The 19,643-nt window shown below is 69.4% G+C and carries 14 protein-coding genes; 7 read left to right on the plus strand and 7 right to left on the minus strand.

What is annotated here, in order from left to right; translation table 11 throughout:
* Positions 1 to 30 precede the first annotated feature (30 nt).
* Together VHC04_RS13600 and VHC04_RS13605 are read left to right on the plus strand one after the other, a co-directional pair.
* A complete protein-coding gene (locus VHC04_RS13600) occupies positions 31 to 693 on the plus strand; it encodes an SOS response-associated peptidase (protein ID WP_325682083.1) in 663 nt (220 codons plus the stop codon).
* A 68-nt stretch (positions 694 to 761) separates the two neighbouring features.
* Positions 762 to 3,566, plus strand: a complete 2,805-nt coding sequence (locus VHC04_RS13605; RefSeq protein WP_325682085.1) for a DUF2339 domain-containing protein — start codon at positions 762 to 764, stop codon at positions 3,564 to 3,566.
* 137 nt (positions 3,567 to 3,703) lie between these two features.
* On the opposite strand, the gene VHC04_RS13610 is transcribed toward VHC04_RS13605, so the two are convergent.
* Positions 3,704 to 5,785, minus strand: coding sequence for a molybdopterin oxidoreductase family protein (locus VHC04_RS13610; protein WP_325682087.1), 2,082 nt, complete (start codon positions 5,783 to 5,785; stop codon positions 3,704 to 3,706).
* 497 nt (positions 5,786 to 6,282) lie between these two features.
* On the opposite strand from VHC04_RS13610, the gene VHC04_RS13615 reads away from it, so the two are divergent.
* From VHC04_RS13615 to topA, 5 genes are all read left to right on the plus strand, one after another.
* The gene (locus VHC04_RS13615; protein WP_325682089.1) at positions 6,283 to 6,723 is read left to right on the plus strand and encodes a hypothetical protein; all 441 of its coding nucleotides are present in this window, start codon (positions 6,283 to 6,285) and stop codon (positions 6,721 to 6,723) included.
* A gap of 247 nt (positions 6,724 to 6,970) precedes the next feature.
* Positions 6,971 to 7,543 carry a pyridoxamine 5'-phosphate oxidase family protein gene (locus VHC04_RS13620; RefSeq protein WP_325682092.1) on the plus strand — a complete coding sequence of 191 codons (573 nt, stop codon included), beginning with the start codon at positions 6,971 to 6,973 and terminating at the stop codon, positions 7,541 to 7,543.
* Positions 7,544 to 7,554: 11 nt separating this feature from the next.
* The gene (plsY, locus tag VHC04_RS13625) at positions 7,555 to 8,175 is read left to right on the plus strand and encodes a glycerol-3-phosphate 1-O-acyltransferase PlsY (protein WP_325682094.1); all 621 of its coding nucleotides are present in this window, start codon (positions 7,555 to 7,557) and stop codon (positions 8,173 to 8,175) included.
* A gap of 46 nt (positions 8,176 to 8,221) precedes the next feature.
* Positions 8,222 to 9,364, plus strand: coding sequence for a DNA-processing protein DprA (gene dprA / locus VHC04_RS13630; RefSeq protein WP_325682096.1), 1,143 nt, complete (start codon positions 8,222 to 8,224; stop codon positions 9,362 to 9,364).
* A 26-nt stretch (positions 9,365 to 9,390) separates the two neighbouring features.
* Entirely contained in the window at positions 9,391 to 12,105 is a 2,715-nt protein-coding gene (topA, locus tag VHC04_RS13635; protein ID WP_325682098.1) for a type I DNA topoisomerase, read from the plus strand.
* A 298-nt stretch (positions 12,106 to 12,403) separates the two neighbouring features.
* On the opposite strand, the gene VHC04_RS13640 is transcribed toward topA, so the two are convergent.
* From VHC04_RS13640 to VHC04_RS13665, 6 genes are all read right to left on the minus strand, one after another.
* The gene (locus VHC04_RS13640; protein ID WP_325682100.1) at positions 12,404 to 12,925 is read right to left on the minus strand and encodes an Hsp20/alpha crystallin family protein; all 522 of its coding nucleotides are present in this window, start codon (positions 12,923 to 12,925) and stop codon (positions 12,404 to 12,406) included.
* A gap of 177 nt (positions 12,926 to 13,102) precedes the next feature.
* Entirely contained in the window at positions 13,103 to 14,098 is a 996-nt protein-coding gene (locus tag VHC04_RS13645; RefSeq protein ID WP_325682102.1) for an aldo/keto reductase, read from the minus strand.
* An 81-nt stretch (positions 14,099 to 14,179) separates the two neighbouring features.
* On the minus strand, positions 14,180 to 14,491 hold the full coding sequence (locus tag VHC04_RS13650; RefSeq protein WP_325682104.1) for a hypothetical protein: 312 nt from the start codon (positions 14,489 to 14,491) through the stop codon (positions 14,180 to 14,182).
* A gap of 269 nt (positions 14,492 to 14,760) precedes the next feature.
* Positions 14,761 to 17,061, minus strand: a complete 2,301-nt coding sequence (locus VHC04_RS13655) for a molybdopterin-dependent oxidoreductase (RefSeq protein WP_325682106.1) — start codon at positions 17,059 to 17,061, stop codon at positions 14,761 to 14,763.
* Positions 17,062 to 17,270: 209 nt separating this feature from the next.
* Positions 17,271 to 18,308: an MBL fold metallo-hydrolase gene (locus VHC04_RS13660; RefSeq protein ID WP_325682108.1), complete on the minus strand. Its 1,038-nt coding sequence runs from the start codon at positions 18,306 to 18,308 to the stop codon at positions 17,271 to 17,273.
* A gap of 86 nt (positions 18,309 to 18,394) precedes the next feature.
* A complete protein-coding gene (locus VHC04_RS13665; protein WP_325682110.1) occupies positions 18,395 to 19,459 on the minus strand; it encodes a citrate synthase in 1,065 nt (354 codons plus the stop codon).
* Between the last annotated feature and the right edge of the window lie 184 nt (positions 19,460 to 19,643).

Raw genomic sequence — 19,643 nt, forward strand, 5'->3', positions numbered from 1 at the left:
CGGCGGCTTTCCTGGCTGAAAGAGCACCCGATGTGCGGCCGCTACGTCTCCTCCCTGCCCGCCGAGGCGCTGGTCGCCCTGCTCGATACGGTGGGGCCGACACCGAACTGGGCACCGACCTGGAACATGGCGCCCACCCGTGACGCGCCGGTGGTGCGGCGCCACCCCGCGACGGGGGAGCGGCGGCTGGACCTGCTGCGCTGGGGCCTGGTGCCGCACTGGGCGAAGGATCCCAAGACGGTGCGGCTGTCGATCAACGCGCGGTCCGAAACACTGTCGAGCACGCCGATGTTCCGGGACGCCTATGCACGCAAACGGCGCTGTCTGGTGCCGGCGGACGCATTCTATGAATGGCAGGTGGTCGCGGGCGGCAAGATCCCGCACGCGGTGGCCCGCGCGGACGGGCAACCGATGATTTTTGCCGGGCTGTGGGAGGGGTGGCGTGGCGCCGACGGCACCGTCATACGCAGCTTCGTCATCATCACCACGGACGCCAACGAGACGCTGCGCCCGTTGCATGAGCGCATGCCGGTGGTGCTGGAGCCCGACGCATGGCCGCTCTGGCTGGGTGAGCGGGAGGGCGACGTGGCCGGGCTGCTGCGGCCATCCGAAGCCATGTTCCGGGTGTGGCGGGTGGGCACGGCGGTCAACAATGTCCGCAATGATGCGGCGGAGCTGCTGGCGGCGGTGTGATCGCCGGCGTCCGGATAGCGCGGCCCCGCGCGTTGACGCGACGCGGCGGGCTACGGGACCATGGACGCATGGATGAGGATGCGGTGTTCATTCTGCTGGGCTTCGGCGCTGTCGCGGGCTGGGTCCTGGGGGTAATCGGATTCGTCCGCGCCGGTCGCGCGTTGGCGGAGCTGAGACTCTTGCGGACGCGCCTGGACCAGGCGGCCGAGCTGTCTGCGGCGCGGTCGATTCCGGCGGCAGCCGACGAGGCGACAAGGGCTCGGGCAACAAGGGCTCGGGCGGGCAGTGAAGCGGCTGGCCCCGCCATCGCCACGCAGGCCGGACCGATGCCAGAAGCCGTGTCCGCGCCGCTGTCCGATACGCAGCCGGCGCCTGCCGGACCGGTGGCCGCGGACGCCATGGTGGAACGAGCGGCATCGCCCGCCGGTCAGCCCGCCGACGCGCCGCGCCCGCGGCGCGATCTGGAGGCGATGCTGACCACGCGCTGGGGCACCTGGGCCGGTGCCGCCGCGCTGCTGATGGCGGCGGTCTTTCTGGTCCGGTACGCTGTCGAGCAGGACCTGCTCGGTCCGGCCGTCCGCTGCACCCTTGCCGCCCTGCTGGGCGTGGCCCTGGTCGCCGCCGCCGAATGGCTGCGACGGCGTCCCGAGGCACCGGCCGGTCTTGCCGACACCTCATCCGGTGCCGCCTCCCTGAGCGATGGGACAGGCCGCCCCCCGCCGGCCGCCTCCGCCACCGCTCGGTTCGGCCCGGACCTGGCGCCATCCGCCCTGGCGGCGGGCGGCGTCGGCGCCCTGTTCGGCGCGGCCTATGGTGCCGGAGTGCTGTACGGACTGATCCCGCCGCTGCTGGGCTTCGCGCTGATGGGGCTGGTCTCGATCACCGGACTGGCGCTGGCGCTGCTGCACGGGCCGCTGGTGGCGGCCATCGGCTTGGTCGGCGCCTTCGCGACGCCGGCCCTGGTGCAGACCGAGCATCCGTCGATGCCGGGGCTGTTTGTCTATCTGCTGGCCGTGTCGGCGGCGGCGCTGGGCGTGGTCCGCTATACGGCCTGGATCTGGCTCGCCTGGTCCACCACGCTGGCCGGTGCCCTGTGGGTTCTGGTGGCGCTGGCCATGGGACCCGGGGTCGACGCCTGGGCCCCCGCCCTGTTCGTGCCAGCCGCCGCCGCATTGAACCTGGCGCTGCTGCCGGGCGCGGCGCTGAACCATCGGATCGGCCGCCGGCTGGCCTGGGTGCCAGTGGGCGTGTTGGGGCTGGCCGGGCTCGCGCTGGCGAACGACCTGCAAGGCTGGGAGACGCGGGCCGGCCTGCTGCTGCTCGTGCCGATCACCGTTGCCAAAGCCGCGACCGAACCCCGGCTCCGGCGCCTGCCTTTCCTTGCCGCCGCCCTGTCGCTGCTGCTGTTCGCCGGTTGGGCGGTCGATGTCACCACATGGTCCGCCTGGCTGACGCCGCCGCCCGGCTGGGGCCCGGACCAGGCGCGTGCTTTGATCGGCTGCGCGGCGCTGACCGCCGGCTTCCTGGCCGCCAGCGGGCTATGGTTCCAGGACCGCCGCGCGCAACCGCTGCCCTGGGCGAGCCTGGCCGCCGCCGTGCCGGTCCTGACCCTGGCCATCTGCTATTGGCGCGTGACCCTGCTGCAGACACGGGCCGATTGGGCGGCCGCCGCCTTTGCCCTGGCGGCCGGGCTGACCGGCGTGGCGGCGCTGGCGATCCGCGGCGCCGCCGTCTTCCGCGGCGGCACTCCCGACGAAACGCCAGGCGCCCATCTGCATCGCCAGATCGCCGGGGTGCACGCTGCCGGCGCCGTGGCCGCGCTGTCGCTAGGCTGCGCCATGCTGCTGGCGGATCAATGGTTGACCCTGGCGGTCGCACTGGTGCTGCCGGCGCTGGCCTGGGTGGAGGCGAAGGCGGACCTGCCGCCGCTGCGCCGGGTGGCGCTGGCGGTGGCGGCGCTGGTGCTGATCCGGCTGCTGGCGAACTGGTATGTGCTGGACTACGCGTTCGGGACCATCCCCGTGTTGAACGGCCTGATCCCGGCCTACGGCATCCCTGCTGCCGCCTTCTGGCTCGCCGCCCGCATGTTCCGGCGGCGAGCCGACGACCTGGTCGTCGCCGGGCTGGAGCTCGGTGCGGTTGCCTTCGCCACGGTGCTGGTGGCGCTGGAAATCCGGCTGACGGCCGGCGGCGGCTCGTTGACCGGCGGCGAGGCGGGGTTCGGCGAGGCGGCGCTGCATGTCTCGGCGCTGGGCATCCTGGCGGTGGCCACGATGCACCTGGCGACCCGCCTGAACCGGCCGGTGCTGCGGGCCGCCTGGCTTGTGCAGGGGGCCGCGGCGCTGGCCGGCGCGGTGCTGCTGCTGGGGCCGGCCAACCCGGCGCTGGACGGGTCGCCGGCCGGATCCTGGCCTTTGCTGGACTGGCTATTGCCGGCCTACCTGCTGCCTGCCGTCCTGGCCGCCTGGGCGATGCGGCATCCCGCCACCGCCCACCCCGGCTGGCTGCGCCGGGTGCTGGGCGTGTACGCGCTGGCGGCCGCGTTCGCCTGGCTGACGCTGGAACTGCGGCACCTCTGGCACGGGCCCGACATCGACCTGACGGCCGGTGTGCTGGACGCGGAGCTATGGGCCTGGTCGGCGGCATGGCTGGCCTTCGGTGCGGCGCTGCTGCTGGTCGGCCTGCGCCGGCACGACAAGGCGCTCCGGCTGGCCGGCCTGGCGCTGGTCGCGCTGAGCACCGCGAAGGTTTTCATCGTCGACATGAGCGGGCTGGAGGGGCTGTGGCGGGTGCTGTCCTTCCTGGGCCTGGGGCTGGCGCTGATCGGCCTGGGCACGGTGTATCGGCGGCTGGCTGGCGGGAAGGAGCAATAGGGCATGGCAGGGTCATGCTGGCCCTGCCATGCTTTGCCACCTCTTTGATTCAACAGCGCGATTCACGTCTTTCCACCGCCGGCTTCAGGCGATCGCATTCCAACTTTAATCCGCCGGCGCCGATAGCCGGGCTTCGCCTACTCCGCCGCGAGCGGCACTTCCGCCGCCTCTGCCCGCAGCCAGACGGCGGTGTCATGGAATACCGCGCCGCCCCAGGGCGGGCCGGGGTCGTCGCTGGTCAGCGCGTTGATGCCGATCCCGCCCTCGAACGCATCGGACGGCCAGACGCTTTCCGCCACCAGCACGCCTTCCTGCTGGCCTTCGGACAGGCTGGCGTGCAGCACCACCTCGCCGCGCACATTGCCCAGCCGGACCTTGCCGCCCTCGGTGATCCCGCAGCGCCTGGCGTCGGCCGGATGCATCAGCACGGTCGGCCTTCCTTCCCGTTTCCGCGTGTAGGCCATCTCGGTGAAGCTTGTATTCAGGAAGCTCCGAGCGGGCGAGGTCATGAGGCGGAACGGGGCGTCGGGGTGGGCGGATTCGACGTTGTCCATCTGGTCCGGCAGCGGCGGCATGACGCCGTGCTGATCACCCAGCGCCCGCCAGTCAGGGGCAAAATGGAAGCGCTTGTCGGGCGTCGGGAAGCCGTCCAGGAAATGCGCCTTTCCGAAGGGCGGCATCGCGTCCAGCCAGCGCCTGGCCAGCAGCTCGTCGGCACCGGGATAGCCCGAGGCGCGCAGCGTGGCGTCGACGATCTCCATCGCCGTCATCTCGAACCCGGCATGACGCGCGCCCAGCCGTTTCGCGAGGCCCTGCAGAACCTCGTGGTTGGAGCGGCATTCGCCCGGCGGTTCGATCAGCTTGCGGCCGATCTGCAGGTGACTGTGGCCGCCGGCCTGGTACAGGTCGTCATGCTCCAGGAACATCGTCGCCGGCAGCACGATGTCGGACCATTTCGCCGTTTCCGTCATGAACTGCTCATGCGTGGCGACGAACAGGTCGTCCCGGCTGAAGCCACGGCGCACGCGGTTGCTGTCGGGGCAGACGTCGAGGGGGTTCTGGTTCTGGATCAGCATCGCGGTGACCGGCGGCCCGTCCCCCAGCTCCGTCCGGTCGCCGGTCAGCACGCTGCCGATCCGGCTCATGTCCAGCACGCGGATCGTGGTGTCGACGGAATCCAACCCCTCGATCAGCATCTTGTTGATGCCGTACATGCCGCGGTTGGACCACAGCGCGCCGCCGCCTTCGTGCTTCCAGGCGCCGGTGACGGCGGGCAGGCAGGAGACGGCGTGCATGGCGGCGGCGCCGTTGCGGCTGCGCGCGAAGCCGTAGCCGATGCGGATGAAGCTGCGCTGCGTGCGGCCATACAGGGCGGCGAAGGATTCGATCCGTTCGACCGGCAGGCCGGTGACGCCGGCGGCCCAAGCGGGGCCGCGGTCGCGCAGATGCGCCTCCAGCCGGTCCGGGCAGTCGGTGTAGGCGCGCATGTAATCGCGGTCGGCATACCCGTCGCGGAAGGCGACGTGCATCACCGCGCAGGCCAGCGCCGCGTCGGTGCCCGGCCGCGGCGCCAGGTGGATGTCCGCCACCGCCGCAGTGGGCGACCGGTACGGGTCGATCACCACCAGCGTCGCCCCGCGCTCCTTCCGCGCTCTGGCGATATGGGTCATCACGTTGACCTGGGTGGAGACAGGGTTGCCGCCCCAGACGACGATCAGGTCGGACCGCGCCATCTCCCGCGGGTCGGCGCCGCGGGCCTGCCCGGCGCCGGCGATCCAGCCGATCTCGGGCAATGACGTGCAGATGGTCAGCTTCTGGCGGGAATACCGCATGACATGGCGCAGCCGGTTGATGCCGTCGCGCTGCACCAGCCCCATGGTGCCGGCGAAGTAGAACGGCCAGACCGCTTCGGAGCCAAACGCCGCCGCGTCATGGCCGAACCGATCCGCGATGCGATCCAGCGCCTCATTCCAGCTGATGCATCGGAACTGGCCGGAGCCGCGCGGGCCGGTACGCAGCAGCGGCCGGGTCAGGCGGTCCGGATGATGGATCCGCTCCGCATAGCGCGACACCTTCGTGCAGATGACGCCGGCGGTGTAGCTGTTATCGGCGGCGCCCCGGACAGCGCCGATGCGGACGCCGTCGACAACCTCCACGGACAGCGCGCAGGTGGACGGGCAGTCGTGCGGGCAGACGGAGGCGGCCACGGTGCTGGGCATGGGCGGAGCGTAGCGACAGATATTTACGGCTGGCAACCGCGTCCCGCGTGCATGTCGCCCGCGCCGACGAGACCGTGAGGCCACCGGCGGCACCTGGTCGGGTCTCTGTCGCGACGGGACATGGGCGCCGACGGGACATGGGTCGCGGCGGGAGATGGGTCGCGGCAGGCAGGCGCCTGTCGCCGGTGAGGCCGTCTGGATGGACAGGAGAGCTCGCCCGCCACGGCGGCGCATGGGATATTGGTGCGATAGGGATATCGATGCGACGGCTCGCCCATCCGGCACGGCGCGACGATGTTTCGCAACCGATAGGGGCAGCTTGCGGCATCGAACTGTTTGTCCAGGCGAGTGCAGGCCGCGGACGCTCTCAAGAATAGAGAATATTTTCGTCTTTATACAAATTTGACATTGTTTTTGCCATCCGATTCTCATTAACGTCGACAAACGATGCCGGCCAGTGCTCCGGCTGCCTTACGTTGCAGGAAAGAACACGAATCATGCCGCCGTTTCACCGCAGCCTCCGCTCGACGGCCCTGGCCGCCGTGGTCATGACCCTGGCCGGCACGACAGCCGCGCTGGCGGTATGCGGCGCACCGGCGACCCAGCTGACGGGGGACGCGCTGTCGGCCGCGCTCGGCGGCAAGACGGTCTGCGTCGGCGGGACGGGAACCTGGACCAATCAGGAGTTTCACGCCGGCAGCGCCGGTGGCGACATCATCGACTACAAGAAGGGCCCCGGCGACCGTATCGACCCGTCCGCGACCATCGGTTCATGGTCGATCGCCGGCGCCGGCCGCGACACGGTCTCGTACAATTACGGGACGGCCGCGTTCAGCTACACGGTCTGGCAGCAGAGCAATGGGTCCCTGGATTTCTGCAACGGGTCCGCGGCCATCGTGTCTGGCGCGACCGTCCGCAACGGCCTGGGCCCCTGCTGACAGGCGGCGGCAGCCCGTACCGTCAGCCTGACGCCCCGTACGCAGCCTGACACACGCAGCCTGACACGCCCACGTCGGCAGCCTGGCGGCCCGCTCGGCGCGGAAGCGACTGTGCCCGGTGGCGCCATGGCCGGCGGGAGAGACCACTCCGGCGGATGAGCCGGACGGCGGCGCAGGCACCGGTTGCCCGCCGCCTCCTTTGCTGTCACAGACTCCCCACCGCCGCCGCAGGACCCGAGGGGACGCCATGGCCAAGTTCTTCGACCAGATCGAGCCGCATATCGCCGCCTTCATCGCGGAACAGCACATCTTCTTCACGGCGACCGCCGCGCCGACCGGGCGGGTGAACATCTCGCCCCGTCCGACCGGCTGCCTCCGAATCCTCAACCCCAACGCCGTCGCCTATCTGGACGAAACCGGCAGCGGCAATGAGACGGCGGCGCATCTGCGCCAGCTCGACCGGATGACCATCATGTTCTGCGGCTTCGCCTCAGTGCCGATGATCCTGCGCCTGTATGGCCATGGCCACACCCATCCGGCCGGCTCGGCCGAGTATGACGCGCTGCTGAAATCCGCCTTCGGCAACCAGGCGCCGCCCGGCGCACGGCAGATCGTCCGGTTGACCACCGACCGCGTGCAGACCAGTTGCGGCTATGGCGTGCCGCTGTTCGACTACAAGGCGGAACGGCCGACCCTGCGCCGCTGGGCCGAAGCCAAGGGCGAGGACGGCCTGGCCGCCTATTGGCGGCACAAGAACCGGTTCAGCATCGACGGCTTTCCCACCGGCGTACCGGCCGCCGAAACGCTGGCGGCGGAATAGGGCCGGCGCGTATGACCGGGGCCTTCCCGCTGCTGGCGCTGACCGTCCTCGGCTACCTGCTGGGTTCCATCCCGTTCGGCCTGCTGCTGACCAAGGCTGCGGGGCTGGGCGACATCCGGAACGTCGGATCAGGCAATATCGGCGCGACCAACGTGCTGCGCACCGGCCGCAAGGGGCTGGCGGCGGGCACGCTGCTGCTGGACGCGCTGAAGGGCGTGGCGGCGGTGCTGATCGCCTGGCGGCTGGGCGGGCGGGAGGCAGCGCTGCTCGCCGGCCTGGCGGCCGTGGTCGGGCACATGTTCCCGGTCTGGCTGCGCTTCAAGGGCGGCAAAGGCGTCGCCACCGGCCTGGGCGTGCTGCTGGCAGCGAGCTGGCCCGTCTGCGTCGGCGCCTGCGTCATCTGGCTGCTGATGGCGAAGTTCGGCCGCATCTCCTCCCTGGCCGCGCTGATCGCCTTCGCGGCAACCCCGATCCTGGCCGCGGTTTTCGATGATGCCGGCGTCGTTAAGCTGGCGTTTACCATCGCCGTGCTTGTCTTCATCCGTCACCAGGCGAATATCCGCCGCCTGATCGCTGGCACCGAACCGCGGATCGGTCAGCGCCGGGCGGAGGGCGAGGCGGAGGCCGCCTGACAACCGGCCGGGCCCGCCGCCCGCCGCAGGGCAGGAGAGCGGCGCCATGCCGGTCAGGACCGAACAGCAGGACGATGGCCGACAGAATGGCGATCGGCGGGATCTCCAGGATATCATCGACCGGCTGCGGCTGATCCGGACCGAGGGCGTCGGCCCGATCGCCTATCGCCGGCTGCTGGAGCGCTATGCCAGCCCCGCCGCCGCCCTTTCCGCGCTGCCCCACCTCGCGCGGGCCGGCGGCAGGACGGTGCCGGCCGCGATCCCATCGGCCGATCAGGCATGGCGGGAGATCGCGGCGACCCGCAAGGCCGGCGGCCGCCTGGTGTTCGTGGACGACGCGGACTATCCGCCGCTGCTGGCCCTGCTGGACGACGCGCCCCCCTGCCTGATCGCCGCCGGCGACCTGTCCCTGGCGCAAGCCGGTTGCATCGCCCTGGTCGGCGGCCGCAACGCCTCGCTCAACGGCCGGCGCATGGCGGAATCCCTGGCGGCGGCGCTGGCCCCTGTCCTGCCGGTGGCCTCCGGCCTCGCGCGCGGGATCGATACCGCCGCCCATCACGGCGCCTTGGGCACCGGCCGCACCATCGCGGTGACGGCCGGCGGTCTCGACCAGCCCTACCCACCGGAAAACGCCGCCCTGCAGGCGCGCATCGCCGAAGCCGGGCTGGTCCTGACCGAGGCGCCGGTCGGCACCGAACCGCAGGCGCGGCAATTCCCCCGCCGCAACCGAATCATCGCCGGGCTGAGCCTGGGCGTCGTCGTCGTCGAGGCCGCCCAGCGGTCCGGCAGCCTGATCACCGCGCGGCTGGCGCAGGATGCCGGGCGTGAGGTCTTCGCCGTCCCCGGCTCTCCACTGGACCCGCGCGCCAGGGGCGGCAACGACCTGATCCGCCAGGGCGCCGTCCTGGTGGAGACGGCGGCCGACATCCTGGACAACCTGCCCGCCGCGCCGGTGGCGCCGAAACCGCGGTTTTCGCTGGCGGAAGCGGCGGTTGCGCCGCCGCGGCCGCCGCCCGACACGCCGGATATGATCCTGTCCCTGCTGTCCCCGGACGGCACGGCGCTTGACGAATTGGTGCGGCATTGCCACTTGCCGCCGGCCGCCACGATGGCGGTTCTGCTGGAACTGGAACTGGCAGGGCGTATAGAGATGCTGCCAGGAAACCGCGTCGCGCTCTTGCCGGCCTGATGCGAATAGGATAGCGCACCCGCCTTATGTCTGACGTCGTCGTCGTTGAGTCCCCGGCCAAAGCCAAGACCATCAACCGTTATTTGGGTGGCGGCTACACTGTTCTGGCCAGCTTCGGGCACGTGCGCGACCTGCCGCCCAAGGACGGCAGCGTCCGCCCGGACGAGGATTTCGCCATGGACTGGGAGGCGGATGCCCGCGGCGACAAGCAGGTCTCGGCCATCGCCAAGGCGCTGAGGGGCGCCAAGACCCTGTACCTGGCCACCGACCCGGACCGTGAGGGGGAGGCGATCTCCTGGCATGTGCAGAACATGCTGGCGGAGAAGAACGCATTGAAGGGCGTCGAGGTCCGGCGCATCACCTTCAATGAGATCACCCGCAACGCCATCCGCCAGGCGATCGAGCACCCCCGCACGCTGGACCAGCCGCTGATCGAGGCCTACCTGGCCCGCCGAGCGCTGGATTATCTGGTGGGGTTCACCTTGTCGCCGGTGCTGTGGCGCAAGCTGCCCGGCAGCCGCAGCGCCGGGCGCGTGCAATCCGTCGCGCTGCGCCTGATCTGTGAGCGCGAAGCCGAGATCGAGGTTTTTCGCCCGCGCGAATACTGGACGGTCGAGGCCGAATTCCTGACCCCGGCCGGCGCCCCCTTCACGGCGCGCCTGACCCATCTGCGCGGCAAGCGGCTGGACCAGTTCGACCTGAACAACGCGCCCACCGCCATGGAAGCCAAGGCCGCCGTGGAGGCCGGGACCTTCCATGTCGGCTCCGTCGAGCGCAAGCGGGTCAAGCGCAACCCGCCGCCGCCCTTCACCACGTCGACCCTGCAACAGGAAGCGTCGCGGAAACTCGGCTTCGGCGCGCAGCAGACGATGCGGCTGGCACAGCAGCTCTACGAAGGCGTGGATATCGACGGCGAGACGACCGGCCTGATCACCTATATGCGGACAGACGGCGTGCAGATGGCGCGGGAGGCGATCTTCTCGATCCGCGACCATGTGAAGGACGCGTTCGGTGATCGCTACCTGCCCGGTGCGCCGCGTGAATACACCTCCCGCGCCAAGAACGCACAGGAAGCGCATGAGGCGATCCGGCCCACCGACGTCTCCCGCGCACCCGACCGCATCGGCCACAACCTGACGGCGGAGCAGCGGCGGCTGTATGAGCTGATCTGGAAGCGCGCCGTGGCGTCGCAGATGCAGTCGGCGGAGCTGGACCAGGTCAGCGTCGAGGTCACCGACGGCAAAGGCATCAAGCTGCGGGCCACCGGCTCCATCGTCGCCTTCGACGGGTTCCTGAAACTGTATCGCGAGGATACCGACGACAAGCCGGAAGGCGCGGCGGAGGAGGACGAGAACCGGATGCTGCCGCCGATGGCGGAGCGCGACCCGCTGAAGCGCACCAAGGTGGACGCGACACAGCACTTCACCCAGCCGCCGCCGCGCTATTCCGAGGCCAGCCTGGTGAAGAAGATGGAGGAGCTGGGGATCGGCAGGCCCTCCACCTACGCCTCCATCCTGTCGGTGCTGCAGGACCGCAAATATGTCCGGCTGGAGAAGCGGCGCTTCATCCCCGAGGATCGTGGCCGGCTGGTCACCGCCTTCCTGGTCAGCTTCTTCGACCATTACGTCGATACCGGCTTCACCGCCGCGCTGGAGGAGAAGCTGGATGACATCTCCGCCGGCTCGCTCAACTGGCGCAGCGTCATGCGCTCCTTCTGGGACGAGTTCTCCCGCGCGGTGGAGCAGACGCGCGAACTGAAGATCTCCGACGTCATCTCGGCATTGGACGAGGATCTCGGCCCGCACTTCTTCCCGGCGCGGGAGGACGGCTCGGACCCGCGCCTGTGCACCGCCTGCGGCACCGGGCGGCTGGGGCTGAAGCTGGGACGCTACGGCAGCTTCATCGGCTGTTCCAACTATCCGCAGTGCCAATATACGCGCCGGCTGGGCATCGACGTGGGCGAGGACGGTGGGGAGACGCTGAAGGACGGCATGCGCGTCCTGGGCGAGCATCCCGAAACCGGTGAGCAGATCACCGTCCGGCGCGGCCCGTACGGCCTGTACGTGCAGCAGGGCGAGGCGGACCCCGAGGACAAGAAGGCCAGGCCCAAGCGCACATCCCTGCCGCGTGGCATGGATGGCGACCAGTTGACCTTGGAGCAGGCGCTCGGGCTGCTGTCGCTGCCGCGCCTGGTCGGTATCCACCCGGAAACGCAGGAACGGATCGAGGCCGGGATCGGCCGCTTCGGCCCCTTCGTGCGGATGGGCGCGGTGTTCGGATCGCTGGACAAGGACGACGACGTGCTGTCGCTGGGCATCAACCGCGCGGTCGACCTGCTGGCGAAGAAGCTGGCGAGCGTGCGCAGCCTGGGGCCGCATCCAGGCGACAAGGATACGGTGACCGTGCGCAAGGGCCGGTTCGGCCCCTATGTGCAGCACGGCAAGACGGTCGCCAACCTGCCGCGCGGCGTATCGATGGACGACGTGACGCTGGATGAGGCGGTGGCGCTGCTGGCCGAGAAGGGCAAGACGCTGAAACCGCGCGGGGCCGCCGGCCGCAAGGGCAAGGCACCGGCGAAGTCGGCCGCCCTCGTCGCCGCGAGGAAGCCGGCCGCTCCGGCGGTGAAAAAGGCGGCGCCGAAGAAAGCCGCCGCACCGAAGGCCGGAGCCAAGAAGGCACCCGCGGCCAAGAAAAAAGCGGCCGGCAAAAGGACGGCGACGCCGAAGCGGGCAGCGGAATAAAGGCGGGCAGTGGAATAGCAGCTTATCGCTGCCCAGCCGCCGGTTCCCAGCTTTTCACAGGGCAATCCTGGGGGCAATCCCGGGGGCAATCCTGGTCACAGGGCAATCCCGGCTGGATCGCGTAGCGATCTCCAGGGTGAGGAAACTGTTCGCGAACAACGGCTGGCGCGTTTCCAGCCGGACGGGAACCACGACCGGAATCGCTCCCATCCCATGACGCGCCAGCGCGGGGGCGGGCATGACCCGGCCCCCGCGCCTTGGCGCAGCGATCAGCCCCCGCGGACCGCTCCGCCCGAGGTCAGGTACTGGACTTGACCTCGATCTTCTTCGGCGCCGCCTGCGCTTCAGCCTTCTTCGGCAATGTCACGGTCAGCACACCCTTGTCGAAGGCCGCCGTTATAGCTTCCGCGTTGACCGTTTCGGGCAAGGTAAAGCTGCGGGAAAACGACCCGAAGGACCGTTCCGACAGGTAGAAGCTCTTGTCCTTCTGCTCCAATTCCTGCTTCTTCTCGCCCTTCAGGGTCAGCATGCCGTCGGCCAGGCTGATGTCCACGTCCTTTTCGGTCAGACCGGGCAGTTCCGCGGTCAGCTTGAAGCTTTCCGCATCCTCGGTCACATCGATGGCCGGCACGGCCATGCCGGCCGCCGCAAGCCGGCCCATCGGCGAGGCATCGAACAGGCGACCAAGGGAGGGCATGCGGAAATCCGTGGCGAAGCGGTCGAACAGCCGGTCGAGCTCCGTCCGGAACGACCGCCAGGATTCGGGCGCATTGGCGCTCGGCTCGGATGGCTTGCGAACTTCGACAGGTGCATTGGCCATGGGTAAACCCTTTCGCGATGCTTGGTGGTGGACCCAAGGCCGCTATTTACCACCGGCCCGCCCGCATGGTGTTTGAGACGGATCAACGACGGCGCCGAAGTGCGATCATAAGCGTGTGAGCAAGAATGGTGGGTTTCACGCGATCGCCCCCGCCGGTGGCGTCCTACCGGTCGCGTCCTACAGGTACACGCCGCTCATGCCGCCGGCAGGATAGCGGGTGCCGGCCGTGGCGCCGACGGGCACGGCGTCCGACATGCGCCGCACCTCTTCGGCCGTCAGCGTAACGTCCAGCGCGCCCAGGTTCTCATCCAGCCGGTTCTTGTAGCGGGTGCCGGGAATGGCGACGACATCATCGCCCTGCGCCAGCAGCCAGGCGAGGGTCACCTGCGCCGGGGTGCAGCCTTTCCCGGCCGCGATCGCCTCGATTTTTGCCACCAGCGCCCGGTTGATCTCGAAATTCTCCTGCTGGAACCTCGGATGCGCCGCCCGACGGCCATCCACGTCGGCTAGGCTGCGGATCGCGCCGGTCAGGAAGCCGCGCCCCAGCGGCGAATAGGCGACGAAGCCGATCCCCAGCTCCCGCGTCGTGCGCCGCGTCTCCTCGGCTTCGGCCCTGTAAAGTAACGAATATTCCGTCTGCACCGCGGCGATCGGGTGCACCGCGTGGGCGCGCCGGATACGGTCGGGGCGCGCCTCCGACAGGCCCAGGAAACGGACCTTGCCCTGCCGCACCAGGCTGGCCATCGCACCGACCGTCTCCTCCACCGGCACGGCGGGGTCAACCCGGTGCTGGTAATACAGGTCGATGACATCGACGCCGAGCCGCTTGAGGCTGGCATCGCACGCGGCGATGACGTAGTCGGGGCGGCCATTGACGCCGTTCGCGCCGCCCGGATTCTGCGTCTGGCCGAACTTCGACGCCAGCACGACCCGGTCGCGACGTCCCTTCAGGGCGCGACCCAGCAATGCCTCGTTATGGCCCCAGCCATACATGTCGGAAGAATCGAAATGATCGACGCCCTGGTCGATCGCGTAGCGGATCAGGTCCTCCGATGCCGCGTCATCCGCCGCGCCATAGACGCCCGACAGCGACATGCAGCCAAGCCCGATCACCGAAACCGATAGTCCGCCCGTTCCCAGGGCACGATGCGGCAGCCGCCTGGTCGTTGGCATGAGCCAGCCTCCCCTCTGCTTGATCAGGCAGTATAGTCCCGCCTGTCACCCCGACGGCAAATCCGGCGGGCCGATACCGGGTCATGTCTTCGCTTCGTGCGTCCGCGTCTGCTTCCGCCGCTCGGCCGGCTTGCGCGCGGCCGTTGCCCGGGTGCCGCCGGACCGGCCACCGGTGCTGCCTGCCTGCCGCCGGGCGGACGGGCCGGACGACCGGCGGCTGGGCCACCAGGCGATGGCACAGGCCGTCAGCACGGTCGCCGCCAGCCCGGCCACGACGATCTGCGGCGATGTGCCCAGCTGTCCGGCCAGGCATGCCCAGACGAGGCGCGCCACCGAGGCCGTATCGGCAATCAGGGCGAGGGTGAACGTCACCAGCACCAGGAGGGCGGTCAACAGCCAGCCGAGCAGGCGCCAATGGCCGGAGGGCGGGCGCGGGGCTTGTCGCCGTCGCGCGGACGGCTTGGCCTTGGCGGCAGAACGCGGGCTTGGCATACCGTCAGGATCCGGTCTGAGGCCGGCGACGGCCGGCGGTCATCTCCATCCCGGGAGCTTGCCTCATCGCCGCCCGCCCCGCCATGGCGAAGTCCGTACCTGAAGCGACGAACGACATGCGGTCGGCCGGTTCCGCTACCGGCGGCGACCGGGCTTCCGCGTCATGCGCATCATGCGAAACCGTTCTGCAGGATGACCGGCGGTGTGAAGACCCGGATCGGCGGCAACGCCCCCTCGAATTTCCGAAACTCCACCAGGCAGGTATGCGCGCTGCAGCCCTGGGAGAAGCCGGAGGCGCCGCGGTCGAGGGTCAGGACATTGGGATTGCCATGGCGGTCGCCGCCATCCTGCCAGGGATCGAACCAGGCACCGGTCGCCAGCCGCGCGACACCCGGCATGATGTCGTCGGAGACGATCGCACCAGCCAGGCAACGGCCCCGATCGTTGAACAGCTCGACGACATCACCATCGACGATACCGCGCCGGGCGGCGTCATCGGGGTTCAGATAGACCGGTTCGCGTCCCGCGATCTTGCCCGCGCGGCTGTACGGGCTGGGATCGAGCTGGCTGTGCAGCCGGCGGCTGGGCTGATCCGACAGCAGGTGGATCGGGTGCGCGCCGGCCTGGTCGCCGCCCAGCCATTCGAACGGTTCCAGCCATACCGGATGGCCGGGACAGTCCGGCAGGTTGAAGCCGGCGATCCGTTCCGAGAAGATCTCGATCCGTCCGGACGGCGTGCCCAGCCTGTGCCGGACCGGATCGGCTCGGAAATCCCCCAGCAGCACGGTTGGCTGCCGGAACCGCGAAAACGCCAGAATACCTTCCTCCCAGAAGGCTTCGAAATCCGGCAGGTTGATGCCCAGCGCCGCGATGCGCGACATGGTTTCCTGGTACAGCCGCCGCAGCCACCCCGATTCATCCAGCCCTTCGGTATAGGCACCGGCGGCATCCAGGGCCTTGGCGATATCGGTGAAGATGGCGAAATCGTCCCGCGCCTCGCCTGGTGCCACGGTGGCCTTGCGCATGGCGATCAGGTGGCCCTCCCGCGTCGCGAAACCGATATCATTGCGTTCCAGCGACGTCGTCGCGGGCAGGATGATGTCAGCGTGACGGGCCGTGGGAGTCCAGAACTGCTCATGCACGACGATGGTTTCGGGACGCCGCCAGGCGGTGCGCAGGCGGTTGAGATCCTGATGATGGTGGAACGGGTTGCCGCCGGCCCAGTACACCAGACGGATATCGGGATAGGTCCGCGTTTCACCGCAATAGGTAAATGTCTTGCCCGGATTCAGCAGCATGTCGGCGATGCGGGCCACCGGGATGAAATCCGCCACGCCGTTGGTGCCCTGCGGCAGGGCGGGGCCGCGGAATTTCGGGTGGGAGGTGCCCATCGTGTTCATCGGGCCGTAACCGACGCCGAAGCCGCCGCCGGGCAGGCCGATCTGGCCCAGCATGGCCGCCAGGGTCACGATCATCCAGAACGGCTGCTCCCCATGCGCGGCGCGCTGCAGCGCCCAGGCGCAGTTCAGCATGGTGCGAGACCGCAGCATGTCGTCCGCCAGCGCGACGATACGGTCAACCGGCACGCCGGTGATGGCTGCGGCCCAGGCCGGGGTTTTGGGGACGCCGTCGGTGGCGCCGGTCAGATAGGGGCGGAACCGGTCGAAGCCGACGCAGTACCGGTCCACGAAGCCACGGTCGAAGCGTGGGTCATGCAGCACCTGCCAGGCCAGGCCCAGCATCAGCGCGACATCGGTGTTGGGGCGGATGGGAATCCACTCGACAGGTCCGCCGGTGACCAGGTTGTCGCGCACCGGGCTGATATTGATGAAACGCGTACCGGCCGCCGCCAGGCGGGCCAGGCCGGCGCGCGCCCGGTGCTCTCCTGCCCCACCCGAAGCCACTTGCGTGTTCTTCAGCGGCACTCCGCCAAACGCCACGAACAGCTCCGTATTGCCTTCCAGCAATTCCCAAGATGTGTGGGAGGCGCTGAGATCATCCATCGGCGCGACGATGAACGGCATCAGCGCGCGGCCGGCGCCCAGGCTGTAGGTATCGACGCTGCGCGTGTAGCCGCCCAGCATGTTCAGGAAGCGGTGCACATGGCTCTGCGCGTGATGGAACCGGCCGGCGCTGGACCAGCCATAGGAGCCGCCGAAGATCGCGCTGTTGCCGTGCGTCGTTCGCACCCGGTCGATTTCACGGGCAACGAGCGCGGTGGCGGTTGGCCAGTCGACCTCCACGAAGGGTTCCTTGCCGCGGCCGGTGCCGGTATGGGCGGTGCCGCCCTCCAGCCAGCCCTGGCGGACCGCCGGGCGCTGGATGCGCAGCCGCGCCAGGTCGCCGTCCAGCACGTGCAGGCCGATCGGATTGGGGTCGGGATCGTTCCGGTAGGGTTTCAGGCTGATCTGGTCCGGTCCGGTTTCGTCGATCTCGTAGATGCCCCAATGCATCGCCGTGTAATGAGGCAAGCGAGATTCTCCGTTCCGATGAAGGGGACAGGCCGAGCGTGTATGGATGCGTGCGGGGCAGCATGGGTCAGCGCCAGGGACAACGCAATGGGGGGCAACGCAATGGGGGGCAATGCAATGGGCGCACCGTAAGACGGCGGTGCCGGCAGGGCGCCGTCTGTACCGCGGCTGCGTCCGGGCCGCAGCCGGTCTCTCCGCGGCCGCTCGCTCTACTGCAGGATCGGGCCCCCGGCCTTCTTCCAGGCATCCAGCCCGCCGTGCAGGTGGCATGCCGTGTCCAACCCGGCGGCATGCGCCGCCTTCACCGCCATCGCGGAGCGTTCGCCGAACGCGCAGTAGAACACCAGGCGCCGTCCGGTGGCGGCGGTCAGCGCGTGCAGCACTCCGCCGGGCTGGATCGCCTCATCCAGGTCTTCGTATGGTGCGTGCAGCGCGCCCGGGATCTGGCCGTGCCGGAGCTGTTCGGTCTTTTCCCGCAAATCCACCAGGACGATGTCCGGGGCACCGACCAGACCCTTCGCCTGCTCCGCCATCACGGCCCATCCCAGTTCCAGGATGTCGCGCTGGTTCATCCCCTGCACCTGGTTCGCCGGCACGGCGATGTCCATCATTTTCGGGTTCGAGAGCTTCAGGTTGTTCATCAGGTCGACATATTCGTCCATCGACCGGACCTGCAGGCGCGGGTTGCAGCGCTTTTCCTCACCGATCGTGCTCACCGTGTCGCCCTTGTAGTCGTGCGCCGGGTAGACCAGCGTTTCCTCCGGCAGGGTCAGCAGGCGATTGAAGATCGATTCATACTGCGCCCGTGGGCAGCCGTTCTGAAAGTCGGTGCGGCCGGTGCCACGGATCAGCAGCGTATCGCCGGTAAAGACCCGGTCCTCCATGCGGAAGCAGTAGGAGTCGTCCGTATGCCCGGGTGTGTAGAGCGCCTGCAGCGCCAGCCCCTCGATCCGCAGCGTGTCGCCATCGGACAGCCGCATCGACACGACATCGACGTTCGACTGCTCGCCCATCACCGTCACGCAACGCGTCCGGTCGCGCAGCGCACCCAGCGCGGTGATGTGGTCGGCGTGCAGATGGGTATCGACCGCCTTCACCAGTTTCAGATCCAGCTCCCGGATCATGCGGATGTAGTGGTCGACCTTCTCCAGAACCGGATCGATGATCAGCGCCTCGCCCCCGCGGCGCGAGGCAAGCAGATAGGTGTAGGTGCCCGACACGGCATCGAAGACCTGACGAAAGATCATTCCTTCCTCCCGCTCAGGCGAATGATGGCATGGTATTGCACATTCTACCCCATTGAGGCGAGAGTTTTGCGCGGGCGCCTCCGGCGTCAGGCAGGCGCCTCCGGTCCGACATAGCGGGAGGTCGGGCGGATCATGCGGCCGGTCTTCTGCTGTTCCATGGCGTGGGCCAGCCAGCCGGCACAGCGGCCGACCGCGAACACCAGGGTGAACGCGTCACGCGGGATGCCGACCGCATCCAGCAGCAGCGCGGCCATGATCTCCACATTCGGCGGCAGGGCGCGGCCGGGCTTCACGCGGGCGATCGCCGCCGCCACCGCCGCCTCCAGGCGCGACGCGAAGGCCAGGCGGCCGACCTCGGGTCCCATCGCCTGCAGCGCCTGGCGCATCGCGGCGGCGCGCGGATCATTGCCGCTGAACACGCGGTGGCCGAAGCCCATCAGGCGTTCACCGGTCCGCAGCTTGGCCTCCAGCCAGGCCTCCAGATCGTCGGCGGCCTCGGCGGCGTCCACCAGGTCCAGGGTCGGACCGGGCGCGCCGCCATGCAGCGGACCGGTGAAGGCGCACCACGCGGCCAGGACCGCACTGGCCAGCGACGCCCGGGTGGAGGCGACCACGCGGGCGGTGAACGCCGAGGCACTCAGGCCGCTTTCGGCCATCACGGTGAAATAGGTGTCCAGCGCATCCACCTTGGCCGGCGCCGAGGCGACGCCGTGCAGCATGCGCAGCAAGTCCGCCGCGGTGGTCAGGGTCGGATCGGGCTCCAGCACCGGGGCACCGGCCTTCACGCGCAGCAGGGCCGGCACGATGACGCTGATCGCACCCACCAGGGCGGCGGCATCGGCCGCGTCGGACTGGGCCGCCAGCGCCTGGCGCATGCCCTCGAACAGCGGGCGGCCCGCCGCGTTGGGCAGCCAGTCGGAGACGGTGGAGAAAGCCGCGACGCGCGCCTGGCCGAACGTGGCGGTGACGGAATCACGGGTCAGCCCGGTGCCGGCGAAACCCTCCCACAACAGCGCGACCGTGCCCTCGAAACCATGGCTGGCGACCAGCGACGGAATGTCGCGGCCCCGCACCCACACCATGCCCCTGGTCGGGTCGGTGTGGCTGAGGATGGTTTCCGCCGCGATGATGCCGTCCAGGCCCTGTGCCATATGCGTCTTCCTTGCTCGCCGCTGCACGGCGTGACCTGGCCGAGTATCAGCCGCATCGCGGGGAAAACCGCAATCCCGCAAAGCCGGCTCCCCAAAGGGTCAGTTCCCAGGGGGGTCGATTGCCCAGGGGGGTCGATTGCCCAGGGGGGTCGATTGCCAAGGGGGGTCGATTGCCAAGGGGGGT

It is taken from the genome of Rhodopila sp. (assembly GCF_035548095.1).
Classification (GTDB): domain Bacteria; phylum Pseudomonadota; class Alphaproteobacteria; order Acetobacterales; family Acetobacteraceae; genus Rhodopila.